Here is a 13103-nt window from a genome sequence, read left to right on the forward strand (position 1 = left end):
AGTGAAGTCATTGATGCCATGCTTCCAGGAAAAGCCTCTAAGCTTCAGATTGTAAGGAATCGTACCCCAAACCGACACAGGTGGTCGGGTAGAGAATACCAAGGCGCTTGAGAGAACTCGGGTGAAGGAACTAGGCAAAATGGTACCGTAACTTCGGGAGAAGGTACGCTCCTGTCGGTGAAGTCCCTTGCGGATGGAGCTAACGGGAGTCGCAGATACCAGGTGGCTGCAACTGTTTATTAAAAACACAGCACTGTGCAAAATCGTAAGATGACGTATACGGTGTGACGCCTGCCCGGTGCCGGAAGGTTAATTGATGGGGTTAGACGTAAGTCGAAGCTCTTGATCGAAGCCCCGGTAAACGGCGGCCGTAACTATAACGGTCCTAAGGTAGCGAAATTCCTTGTCGGGTAAGTTCCGACCTGCACGAATGGCGTAATGATGGCCACGCTGTCTCCACCCGAGACTCAGTGAAATTGAAATCGCTGTGAAGATGCAGTGTACCCGCGGCTAGACGGAAAGACCCCGTGAACCTTTACTACAGCTTGGCACTGAACATTGACCCTACATGTGTAGGATAGGTGGGAGGCTTTGAAACCGGTACGCCAGTATCGGCGGAGCCGTCCTTGAAATACCACCCTTGTAGTGTTGATGTTCTAACTTAGACCCGTTATCCGGGTTGAGGACAGTGCCTGGTGGGTAGTTTGACTGGGGCGGTCTCCTCCCAAAGAGTAACGGAGGAGCACGAAGGTGGGCTAATCACGGTTGGACATCGTGAGGTTAGTGCAATGGCATAAGCCCGCTTGACTGCGAGAATGACAATTCGAGCAGGTGCGAAAGCAGGTCATAGTGATCCGGTGGTTCTGTATGGAAGGGCCATCGCTCAACGGATAAAAGGTACTCCGGGGATAACAGGCTGATACCGCCCAAGAGTTCATATCGACGGCGGTGTTTGGCACCTCGATGTCGGCTCATCACATCCTGGGGCTGAAGTCGGTCCCAAGGGTATGGCTGTTCGCCATTTAAAGTGGTACGCGAGCTGGGTTTAGAACGTCGTGAGACAGTTCGGTCCCTATCTGCCGTGGGCGTTGGAAGATTGAAGGGGGCTGCTCCTAGTACGAGAGGACCGGAGTGGACGAACCTCTGGTGTTCGGGTTGTCATGCCAATGGCATTGCCCGGTAGCTAAGTTCGGAATCGATAACCGCTGAAAGCATCTAAGCGGGAAGCGAGCCCTGAGATGAGTCTTCCCTGACCCCTTGAGGGTCCTAAAGGGTTGTTCGAGACTAGAACGTTGATAGGCAGGGTGTGTAAGCGTTGTGAGGCGTTGAGCTAACCTGTACTAATTGCCCGTGAGGCTTAACCATACAACACCCAAAGGGTTTTGATGGACTCAAAGTAAGAACAGATTGAATGTGTAGAGAACACAATAACAGCTTTCCGAATTAAAGAATTTGCTTGGCGACCATAGCGTTGTGGACCCACCTGATTCCATGCCGAACTCAGAAGTGAAACGCAATAGCGCCGATGGTAGTGTGGGGCTTCCCCATGTGAGAGTAGGACATCGCCAGGCTTGTTTATTGTTTTTAGATTTTGAAAAATCTAAAGGCAAAACTAAAACCTAGCATTATTAAAGTAAGACTAAGTTTTAGGACAATTTGTGGAGAGATGGCTGAGTGGTTGAAAGCACCGGTCTTGAAAACCGGCATACGTTAATAGCGTATCTAGGGTTCAAATCCCTATCTCTCCGCCACTATTAAAAAAGCCCGTTGCTAACGCAACGGGCTTTTTGCATTTCTGGTATTAGAAAACGACTACCTGACAAATACTACTTCTACAAAGAACGGATCTGATAGCCCAAAAGCTGAACTCATTACCTCTATATCTAGTTCCTGAAGATATAAAAAAGCCGACATATAATGTCGGCCAAATAAAAAGCGAATAAAAAGATTAAGCGCGATTGACGACTTTATCCTTTAGTTCTTGCTTCTCTGCATCTGAGATGAATGCCAGTTCTAAGCCGTTGATCTGTGTCTGACGAATTTCATCTTGTGATAGGCCCGCTTGCGGCGCGGCTACTTCATATTCGTATGGCAGCTCAATGCCTTCCACCGCTGGATCGTCGGTGTTTAGACAAGCTAGCACACCGTGATCAAGGAATTGTTTGATCGGGTGGTTGGCTAGCGACTCTACCGTACTTGTCTGGAAGTTAGAGGTTAGACACGACTCAATACCAATACGGTTTTCTGCAAGGTAATCCATCAGTTTAGGATCGTGAATAGCTTTGACACCATGACCAATACGAGTAGCTCCTAGCTCTTGAATTGCTTGCCACATGCTTTCGGCACCAGCCGCTTCACCTGCATGAACCGTTACATTCAGACCAGCATCTTTGACTTGAGTGAAATGTTTAACAAAGCGATCACCTGGTTGGCCGAGTTCGTCACCGGCCAGATCAACGGCTACGATTTTGTCTTTTTGTGTCAGGATGGCATCCAGCTCTTGCTGACATGCATCTGTACCGAATGTACGGCTCATAATGCCAATTAGGTTAGCTTTGATACCAAAATCACGAACACCAGCCTCCACGCCATCGACAACCGCTTCAACCACACCTTCTACAGGCAGTTTATGTTTCATCGCCATGTAGTAAGGTGAGAAACGCAGCTCAGCATAATCAATTTGTGCATTCAGTGCATCTTCAACGTTTTCGTAAGCAACGCGACGACAAGCGTCCAGATCACCAAGAACAGACACTCCCCAATCTAACTTAGACAGGAACGCGACAAGAGATGGTTCTGCTTCAACGATTTGTACATGTGGTGTCAATGACTCCACATCGTAAGCTGGCAGGGCAACACCAAACTTCTGGCCAAGTTCTAAAATGGTTTTGGTGCGGATGTTTCCGTCAAGATGACGGTGCAAATCTGTAAGTGGTATGTTCTTGGTTATCATTATAGTAATTCCGATTGTCTGAATTGAGCTAAGTATAAGAATCAATGCCAGAAGTGTCAGTAGCAAATGCTCGCAAAACCGGCCAAGAGTGGTGTTATTTACTTCATGTTAACCAGATCTGTTGGCCACTCTTCGAACGGAACTGGACGACTAAATAAGAACCCCTGTCCCTGAGGGCAATTGAGAGAAGTCAGCATTTGCGCTTGCTCCGATGTTTCTATGCCTTCAGCGACCAAGTCGACTTTCATACCACGAGTCATGTTGATGATGGCGGCGACAATGGATGTGTCGAGATTCTCTTTTTCCATTTTCTGCACGAACGTACGATCGATTTTCAGGCAGTCAAAAGGCAGCTTATGCAGATATGCCAGAGAGCTGTAGCCAGTACCAAAATCGTCAATGGCGATATGAATACCCAGATCTCGGATAGCCTGCATATTTTTAACGATGACAGGATCATTATCGACAATCCTCGACTCGGTAATTTCTAAAGTCAGGTTGCCAGCATTTAGACCTGATGAAGAAAGTACTGAGCGCAGTGAACTTATGAGATCTGGCTGAGAAAGCTGATTAACTGACAGATTGACATGCAGATGGAAGTGCTTGTCCCACTTGCCTTCTTTCATACCTTTTACCGTGTCATTGCAGGCCTGAGTGAGTATTTGCTCACCGATGGAGCCAATTAGCCCGCTTTCTTCAGCGATAGGGATAAAGTCGAGTGGTGAGATGAGACCCGATGAGGGGGATAGCCAACGCGCAAGCGCCTCGGCACCGATGACTGCTCCGGTGTTAAGATCAACAATCGGTTGGTAGAAAGGAACAAACTCTTGATGCTCCAAAGCATCTTTGATTTTGGCCTGCATTAACGTGCGTTTACGTGAAACATCGGCCATTTCAGGTTTGTAGTAGCTGACTTGAGTCAGTTCCTGCTTCGCATTACTCAGTGCGATGCTGCCGTTGCGAAGCCAAAGCGTCATATTATCGTGCTCACTTTCGGTAACCACACCAATTGACACATTTACCACCACACTCTCTTGCTCCATGACAAAAGGTGATGCAAACATTTGCTGGATTCGATGGATCGCCAGGGTAACTTGCTCATCACTTGGTAGTTGAGAAAAATAAAACGCAAACTCGTCACCAGCAATTCTTGCGAGGTACCAATCATCGTCAAACAAGGTTCGTAGGCGCTCGGCGATGATCACCAGCAACTGATCACCTTTATAGTGGCCAAGACTATCGTTGATATCACGGAATTTGTTGATCCCGATCAGCAGCAGGCAACCATTCATCTTCGGCAACGCATCGCAGGTCTCGATCAGCCCTTCTCGGCTGTAAAGCTTGGTCAATGAATCGTAGAGTAACTGCGAACGTAAGGCGCGGAATGAGGCTTTGAGGTTATTGGCCATCTCATTGAAGGCAAAGACCAGCATACTGGTTTCGTAGATGTAACCCGGTTTAGGCATGGTGCTGTCCCAGTCACCTTTTGCCAAATGTTTTGCAGCTGCAGCCGTTGAAGTGATGGGCGCGACGACGCGATTAAACGCCAATAAACCAATCAATATGCCAATAAAGCTGGCAATGACGCCGATGATCCAACTATCGCGCTGGCTTTCAGGTAGCTGGCCAAGTAAGTCGGATTCAGAAATGGCTACCCCGATATACCACTTAAGGCCGAATTGATCGGTGTAAGGCGTGATGTGATTGAAGTATCTTGCACCGTTGATATTGATACTAAAGCGATTGGTTTCCTGCGAGGCGTGATAGCCTTGTTCAAAGGCGTATTGAGCACTGGTTTGCACTATCGGATTGGAGCTCTCGGTCGCCAATAAGCGCTGGCCTTTGTCGCTAAGGGGGGTGCCCCACGAGACCACACTTCCACCAGTAGAGTGAGCAACCAGCCTTTGCTTCGCATCAAATAGGTAAATTGCCGCGTTGGTTTTTTCCTGTTGATGCTTTAAGAACGTATTAAAGGTGTCGATTTTGACGTCGGTGACGACCACTCCCTGAAATGCTTGTTGTTGGTATACGGGTGTTAACGCTGACAAGGTGATTTCCTGACGTTCATCAGCATTGGCATAAATGGATGACCACATTGGCGATCGACTTTCAGCGACAGGGGCATACCAAGGACGGATCCTAGGGTCATAGCCCTCAAAAACAGAGCGTATATCCTTGCTCATCACCTGACCGCGATAAATAACCAGTTTCTGTGCTGTGCGGTCATCTTGAATCATTAAGGTGTAACCCTGATTCGATTCTTTACGAAAGCCGACATACTCAGCGCCCTCGCCACCAAAGCCGATTACGTCTAGTTGCGGTATGGAGCGATACAAATCTTGGAAGCTGGCTAGGAGAAACTGTTCTATCTCACTGGTGTCGCCTTTCTCATAGAGCTGATTGAAGCCGATGTTATGGCTGAGAGACAGGCTGGCTTCGAATGGTTTACTGAGAAAGTCATTAAGCTCAAGAGTGACGTTATCTGTGAGCGCCGTGAGTTGTTTGTCGCTGATATCGAGAACCATCTCTTCGTAGCTGCGCTTTTGCACAGCGACAATGACCCCTATGGTAAAGATAAAGATCATGACAAAAGGGAGAACGACTGCGGTTCTTAATGTGATTTGCGTAGTTGCCGACATGCTGTCCTTAAATACCTGAAACTAAAATCCGTGTTGGCGGGTTTGAGTCTGCAAGCAAACAGCCATAGTGCACAGGTGCTGACCCATAAAGCCCTAAAATGCTTATCAATTGTACAATGCGACAGGCTTTATGGAATAAATTAATGAGCTAGATGTTAATAAAGCTCTTTTAGTTTTCTGGTTAAGGTGTTTCTGCCCCAACCAAGCACTTTGGCTGCATCTTGCTTATGGCCGTTAGTATGCTCTAAGGCCGCTTCCAAAAGTATACGTTCAAATTCAGGAAGTGCGTAGGTCAGCAATTCGGTATCCCCTTGAGAGAGAGACTGTCTTGCCCAGCTAGAAAGCTGCTGCTGCCAGCTGACATTGCTATCAAAGCTGGTGCTGGATTTTTCCTCTAGCAGTTCAGCGGGTAGATCGGCGGGGAGAATTTCGCTGCCACTGGCCATGACGGTTAGCCAGCGACAGATGTTCTCTAGCTGTCTGACATTACCCGGCCAACTAAGTTTATTCAGTGCTTCAATCGCTGAAGGATGCAGGGTTTTGACATCCACACCAAGTTCTTCTGCGGCTAAGGAAAGAAAGTGCAGAGTGAGCTTTTCGATATCCTGCTTACGTTCACGAAGGGCTGGAATTTGAACGCGGATAACATTAAGACGATGGAATAAATCCTCACGAAAATCACCTTGATGAACCAGCTTTTCCAGATTCTGGTGAGTCGCGGCAACAATACGCACATCCACTTTTATTGGAGAGTGTCCCCCGACTCGATAGAACTGGCCATCAGCTAGGACACGTAAAAGCCGAGTCTGAATGTCGAGTGGCATGTCACCAATTTCATCTAAAAATAAGGTGCCCCCGTTTGCTTGCTCAAAACGGCCTTGTCGAACGCTATTGGCACCGGTAAAGGCGCCTTTTTCATGCCCAAACAATTCAGACTCAATCAGGTCTTTGGGAATTGCTGCCATGTTAAGCGCAATAAATGGTTTACTAGCTCGCGGGCTGTGGCGGTGCAGAGCGTGAGCGACCAGCTCTTTACCTGTACCAGATTCACCATTTATCAATACTGAAATTGAAGAACGAGATAGGCGGCCGATAGCGCGAAACACTTCTTGCATTGCGGGCGCTTCACCAATAATTTCTGGCGCATTGTAGTCGTTGGGATCTGAATTCGCTTGGTCGCGTTTTTGCTCCTGACTGTGGGTGATGGCACGTTCAACTAACGTTAGTGTTTCATCCACATCAAATGGCTTAGGTAGGTATTCGAAAGCCCCTTTTTGATAGGCATTGACTGCGGCATCCAGATCAGAGTGCGCCGTCATGATGATCACAGGTAAGTCTGGTGAGCGTTCGTTAACTTGTTTGAGAAGCTCTATGCCGTCGATGCCCGGCATACGAATGTCGGAGACCAGTACATCTGGTGTTTCGCGTTCCAGTGCCAGCAAAACGCTTTCTGCATCAGAAAATGTATCGCACTTAATATTTGCTGATGAAAGGGTTTTCTCCATGACCCAGCGGATAGAGCTGTCATCATCTACTACCCAAACGTATCCTTTACTCATAACAAACTTATCCTTTCAGCAATGCCACTAACGTAAAATTTAAATTGGCAGATATATGGTGAATGTGGTTCTGCCTGGCCAGCTTTCGACATCAATTTTGCCCTGATGCTGGTCTATCAGGTTCTGAGCAATGGATAAGCCCAGCCCTGTACCGCCCTCTCTTCCGCTGACCATGGGATAGAAAAGGGTGTCTTGTAATTCTGCGGGGATGCCCGGCCCGTTGTCGATGATCTCCACCCGTGCCGCTAATTTGCAGCGCTGGCCGTGAATATTGGTTTGATGCACCGTTCTGGTGCGAATGATGATATTGCCATTGTTCTGCTTTTGCAGAATTTGCCCAGCATTACTGACAATATTCAAAAGCGCTTGCTCAATCTGATCCGAATCCATTAAAAACTCAGGCAAGCTCGGGTCGTAATCGCGCTCAATCGTCACGGACTGAGCAACTTCGAGCTCAACTAACTGGCGTACCTTCTCCAGAATCAGATGAAGGTTTTCCTGTTGTTTCTTGCCAGGCTTTTGTGGGCCAAGCAGGCGATCGACTAAGGAACGTAACCTGTCTGCCTGTTCGATGATGATTTGAGTATATTCCGTCAGAGATTGGTCGGGCAGCATACGTTCGAGTAATTGCGCCGCGCCGCGCAACCCACCTAACGGGTTTTTGATCTCATGAGCGAGTCCGCGTACCAGCAGCTTGGCAGCTTGCTGTTGAGCGTGTTGATTGAGCTCTTGCGACAAACGGCGTTGCTGACCAATTTTGCGCATTTCGACCAGCAGCATGAGTTCTTTCTGCCAAGAGATCGGGCTAACGGTGACTTCAAGCATTAAGGGTTTGCCATCGACCACAAAAGTCACATCGCTGTCAGTGATACTCTGACCGCTTTGCAGCGGTTGAGACAACAAGGCTAAGTCCATGGAAGCGTGTTGAATGAGCTTGGACAATGGCTGGTCAACGATGCGCTTAGCGCTTTGTGAAAACAGCTGCTCTGCGGCTGGGTTGGCATAACGAACCTGAAGCGATTCGTTCATGATCAGCACGGAGGTGACCTGATGATTGAGTATTATGTTATCGAGTTCGCTGCTCACTGTCGTCCCTCATCCTTGACCTTAAAATGTGCAATGCACCAATTTGGTGCGGTTACATTCCAAGTATGGCGCAATAACTCATGCAGAAGAAGTGAAAAGTCCATATATCACAGGCTTTTCAGTATCGTTGCCGTTAATTGCACCGTTATGAACTGTAACAATGCAATAAGCTTGCCGTGCATAACATATTGAATAGAAAAGATTTGAAGTGAATTTTATTGATATATAAGACATAAAAAAGGCTCACCAAAAAGGTGAGCCTCGAAGGAAGGGTTAATCGATTGAACGATTACACTGAGTAGTAAAGTTCGAACTCAAGTGGGTGAGTCGTCATGTTTACTTGTTCAACGTCCTGAGACTTAAGGCCGATGTAAGAATCGATGAAGTCGTCAGAGAACACGCCGCCAGCTGTTAGGAACTCACGGTCTGCATCTAGTGAATCTAGTGCATCTTTCAGTGAGTAAGCAACAGTTGGGATTTCAGCTGCTTCTTCCGCTGGTAGGTCGTATAAATCTTTATCCATTGCTTCACCTGGGTGAATCTTGTTCTTAATGCCGTCAAGACCAGCCATTAGCATTGCTGCGAAACATAGGTATGGGTTAGCTGATGGATCACCGAAGCGAACTTCTATACGACGTGCTTTAGGGCTTGGTACCACAGGGATACGAATAGAAGCACTACGGTTACGAGCAGAGTAAGCCAGCATTACAGGCGCTTCGAAGCCAGGAACTAGACGCTTGTATGAGTTAGTCGCTGCGTTCGCGAATGCGTTGATTGCGCGAGCGTGCTTGATGATACCACCGATGTAGTAAAGGGCTGTTTCAGATAGGCCGCCGTACTTGTCACCCGCGAATAAGTTAACGCCATCTTTAGCTAGAGATTGGTGAACGTGCATACCAGAGCCGTTGTCACCAACTAGTGGTTTAGGCATGAAGGTCGCTGTCTTACCAAATGCGTGAGCAACGTTATGAACCACGTATTTGTAGATTTGGATTTCGTCTGCTTTTGAAGTCAGTGTGTTGAAACGAGTCGCGATTTCGTTCTGACCTGCAGTCGCTACTTCGTGGTGGTGTGCTTCTACAACCAGCCCCATTTCCTCCATGATTAGACACATAGCAGAACGGATGTCTTGAGATGAATCGACAGGAGCCACTGGGAAGTAACCACCTTTCACGCCTGGACGGTGGCCTTTGTTACCTTCTTCGTAATCAGAACCTGTGTTCCATGCAGCTTCTACGTCGTCGATCTTAAAGAAAGAGCCTGACATATCAGTCGCGAACTTCACGTCGTCGAATAGGAAGAACTCTGGCTCAGGACCGATAAGCACGGTATCTGCAACACCTGTAGAGCGCATGTAGTCTTCAGCACGCTTGGCGATAGAGCGAGGGTCGCGGTCGTAGCCTTGCATGGTTGCAGGCTCAAGGATGTCACAACGGATGTTCAGTGTTGCATCTTCTGTGAATGGGTCAAGTACAGCGGATGACGCGTCTGGCATCATAACCATGTCTGACTCGTTGATGCCTTTCCAGCCAGCAACTGAAGAACCATCGAACATCTTACCTTCTTCGAAGAAGTCTGCATCGATCTGGTGAGCAGGAATTGAGATGTGCTGCTCTTTACCTTTTGTATCGGTAAAGCGTAGGTCAACAAACTTAACTTCGTTTTCTTGGATCAGCGATAGAACGTTTTCAACTGACATCTTGGATAACCTCCAGTGTTATTAAAGCGGTGTTAGCTCGATTGATGAACAAATCCAGCATTGATTAATTTCATTTCAATCGTATTAATCGATGCTGATATCAATAAAGCCAAAACCATGCCAAAAAAATTATTCCATTAATTTCAATAAATTAGTGGTTTAGGTATCAGTTTGGTGCACCAGCTTGCACCAAAATGATCTTTAATTGCACTCTATTGGTGCAAATATCTTGAAGTGCACCAATATGAAACAAAAGCGTATTCCATTCAGCCGCCATTCGCTACCTATGTCAATGCACAATTTTGCATATTCAGAGCGATATTGTGTTCGATCAAAGCATATTCTTCAGAAAACCAACGTATCAGATCACATATTTCTGGGTTTTTCGCTAAAATCTGGTACATTATGGCCGTTTTTTTAATCAAGTAAGCTCGCTTCATTCATCGACCATGTTTGAAGCGAGCTTCTACTATCGAGTGAATCAAATCCATGGCTACTCCACAGATTGATAAATTGAGAAATATCGCAATCATCGCGCACGTTGACCACGGTAAAACAACACTGGTTGATAAACTGCTACAGCAATCAGGCACTTTAGAGTCTCGCGGTGAAGCTGAAGAGCGAGTCATGGACTCGAACGACATCGAAAAAGAGCGTGGCATTACCATCCTTGCTAAAAACACAGCAATTAACTGGAATGACTACCGCATCAACATCGTAGATACCCCAGGACACGCGGACTTCGGTGGTGAAGTTGAGCGTATTATGTCAATGGTAGACTCAGTGCTGCTGATTGTTGACGCTGTTGATGGCCCTATGCCTCAAACACGCTTCGTCACACAGAAAGCATTTGCTCACGGCCTTAAGCCAATTGTTGTTATCAACAAGATTGACCGTCCTGGCGCTCGTCCTGATTGGGTTATGGATCAAGTATTCGACCTATTCGATAACCTAGGTGCAACTGATGAACAGCTAGACTTCAAAGTGGTTTACGCATCAGCGCTTAACGGTTGGGCTTCTCTAGAAGAAGGCGAAACTGGCGAAGATATGGAACCGCTATTCGAAACCATCGTTGAAGAGGTGACAGCACCGCAAGTTGACCTAGACGGTCCACTTCAGATGCAAGTTTCTCAGCTAGATTACAGCTCTTATGTTGGTGTTATCGGTGTTGCTCGCGTAACTCGTGGTAGCGTTAAGCCTAACCAACAGGTTACTGTTATCGGTGCGGATGGTAAGACTCGCAATGGTAAAGTCGGCACTGTAATGGGCTACCTAGGCCTTGAACGTCACGAAGTTGACCAAGCTAACGCAGGTGACATCGTTGCAATCACGGGTCTTGGTGAGCTAAAAATCTCCGATACTATCTGTGCACAAAACCAAGTTGAAGCGTTGCCAGCACTTTCTGTTGATGAGCCAACGGTAACCATGACGTTCCAAGTAAACACGTCTCCGTTTGCTGGTAAAGAAGGTAAATTCGTAACGTCACGTAACATCCTTGAGCGTCTAGAAAAAGAGCTAGTACACAACGTAGCACTGCGCGTTGAGCAACTAGATGATCCAGACAAATTCCGCGTATCAGGCCGTGGTGAACTTCACCTATCTATTCTGATCGAAAACATGCGTCGTGAAGGCTTCGAGCTAGCGGTATCTCGTCCTGAAGTTATCATCAAAGAAGAAGATGGTCAGCTAATGGAACCGTACGAAACGGTAACTATCGATGTTATGGAAGAGCACCAAGGCGGCATCATGGAGAACATCGGCCTACGTAAAGGTGAGCTGACTGACATGTCTCCAGATGGTAAAGGCCGTGTACGTATGGACTTCATCATGCCATCTCGTGGTCTGATTGGTTTCCAAACTGAATTCATGACGCTAACGTCGGGTTCTGGTCTTCTTTACCACACATTCGATCACTACGGTCCGCACAAAGGTGGCGAGATCGGTCAACGTATCAACGGCGTACTGATTTCTAACGGTATGGGTAAAGCGCTAACCAACGCACTATTCAACCTTCAAGAGCGTGGCCGTATGTTCATCGGTCATGGTGTTGAAGTTTACGAAGGTATGGTTGTTGGTATCCACAGCCGTGATAACGATCTGACGGTTAACGTACTTAAAGGTAAGCAGCTAACCAACGTTCGTGCTTCTGGTACTGATGATGCGCAGGTTCTTACTCCACCAATTATCATGACTCTTGAGCAAGCACTTGAGTTTATCGATGATGACGAGCTAGTAGAAGTAACGCCTGAAAGTATCCGTGTTCGTAAGAAGTTCCTGACGGAAAGCGATCGTAAGCGTGAAGCTCGTAACGCTAAGTAATTTCACTTAACCGTTATCTAAGCTTTAAAGCCCTGAGTTGATATCAACTCAGGGCTTTTTGTTATTCGCAACAGTAAAAGAACGCGTAGCTTTTTTTCGTCAGCTAACAGTTATAGTTGCTGAGGCCACAAACGAAAACAATCTCGCTTGGGAGAGACGTCAAAGTGTTACTTTTGATTGAGCTTTTGCAGGAACTTATCTGATTCTGCTATCGCGGCATTCATGTCCTTGATTGCGTACTGGATATCTTGTTCTAAGTTTGCGAACTCGCCTTGCAGTGAACCGATCGCACTCGCGTTGAGGTTGTGCTTCAAGTACAGCGTATTGTCTCGCAATGTATTGAGTACAGGGGTCATCTTATCTTCTGCACGTTTCATTGCGCTTAACATTGTGTTGTATGAACGCTGAGTCTCTTTGAGCTTCTGTTCACTTGCTCGTTTGAGCTTAGTACTGGTGTAGAGATCTAATTCGCTTTGCCATTCGGCAAACAGTGCGTCCGACACATCTTCAATTGCCGCAATTCGATCGCTGACTTCTTGTGCTGCTTTTTCACTGTCTTGGTATTTGTCGTTAATCTGGTTGTAGACCGTTTCCAGTTCGCCACCATCAAACTGAGTGAGTGCTGAGAGCGCTTCCAGTGCACTGGTGAACTCTTGTTGCGCGTCTTGCTGAGACTGTTTGGCATCTTCGACACGATCTACCATGATGTCGCGTTTATGATAGCCTACTTGTTCCATCGCTGAGTAATAAGCAGATTGGCAACCAGTGAGGGTAAAAATGGAGAGCATCAGCGCCAGTAAGTACGGCATGATTGTATCCTTTCCTTTAAAATGATGATGTTAGGATGG

General features: G+C 47.0%; 7 protein-coding genes, 1 tRNA gene and 2 rRNA genes. 4 read left to right on the forward strand and 6 right to left on the reverse strand.

The features are described 5' to 3' along the window. The 3 genes from QMA41_RS16875 to QMA41_RS16885 form a co-directional block, all read left to right on the forward strand. Positions 1-1365, forward strand: a 23S ribosomal RNA gene (locus QMA41_RS16875); the annotation flags it as partial. A gap of 90 nt (positions 1366-1455) precedes the next feature. After that, a 5S ribosomal RNA gene (gene rrf / locus QMA41_RS16880) occupies positions 1456-1571 on the forward strand. A gap of 89 nt (positions 1572-1660) precedes the next feature. After that, positions 1661-1751: transfer RNA gene (locus tag QMA41_RS16885), tRNA-Ser, on the forward strand. Between the two features lie 197 nt (positions 1752-1948). On the opposite strand, the gene add is transcribed toward QMA41_RS16885, so the two are convergent. From add to glnA, 5 genes are all read right to left on the reverse strand, one after another. Continuing rightward, positions 1949-2953 (reverse strand): adenosine deaminase, encoded by a 1005-nt coding sequence (gene add / locus QMA41_RS16890; RefSeq protein ID WP_281630224.1) that lies wholly within the window; start codon positions 2951-2953, stop codon positions 1949-1951. A gap of 98 nt (positions 2954-3051) precedes the next feature. Then, positions 3052-5592, reverse strand: coding sequence for an EAL domain-containing protein (locus QMA41_RS16895; protein WP_281630225.1), 2541 nt, complete (start codon positions 5590-5592; stop codon positions 3052-3054). Positions 5593-5747: 155 nt separating this feature from the next. Next, positions 5748-7151, reverse strand: a complete 1404-nt coding sequence (gene glnG, locus QMA41_RS16900) for a nitrogen regulation protein NR(I) (RefSeq protein ID WP_019276617.1) — start codon at positions 7149-7151, stop codon at positions 5748-5750. 39 nt (positions 7152-7190) lie between these two features. Then, positions 7191-8237, reverse strand: coding sequence for a nitrogen regulation protein NR(II) (gene glnL, locus QMA41_RS16905; protein WP_019276616.1), 1047 nt, complete (start codon positions 8235-8237; stop codon positions 7191-7193). A 289-nt stretch (positions 8238-8526) separates the two neighbouring features. After that, complete coding sequence (glnA, locus tag QMA41_RS16910) at positions 8527-9936, reverse strand: glutamate--ammonia ligase (protein ID WP_006957232.1); 1410 nt, start codon at positions 9934-9936, stop codon at positions 8527-8529. 489 nt (positions 9937-10425) lie between these two features. On the opposite strand from glnA, the gene typA reads away from it, so the two are divergent. Then, positions 10426-12255 (forward strand): translational GTPase TypA, encoded by a 1830-nt coding sequence (gene typA / locus QMA41_RS16915; RefSeq protein ID WP_038514141.1) that lies wholly within the window; start codon positions 10426-10428, stop codon positions 12253-12255. A gap of 167 nt (positions 12256-12422) precedes the next feature. On the opposite strand, the gene QMA41_RS16920 is transcribed toward typA, so the two are convergent. Next, the gene (locus QMA41_RS16920; protein ID WP_019276613.1) at positions 12423-13064 is read right to left on the reverse strand and encodes a DUF2959 domain-containing protein; all 642 of its coding nucleotides are present in this window, start codon (positions 13062-13064) and stop codon (positions 12423-12425) included. Positions 13065-13103 lie beyond the last annotated feature (39 nt).

Source organism: Vibrio sp. St2 (assembly GCF_947311885.1).
GTDB classification, from domain to species: domain Bacteria; phylum Pseudomonadota; class Gammaproteobacteria; order Enterobacterales; family Vibrionaceae; genus Vibrio; species Vibrio coralliilyticus.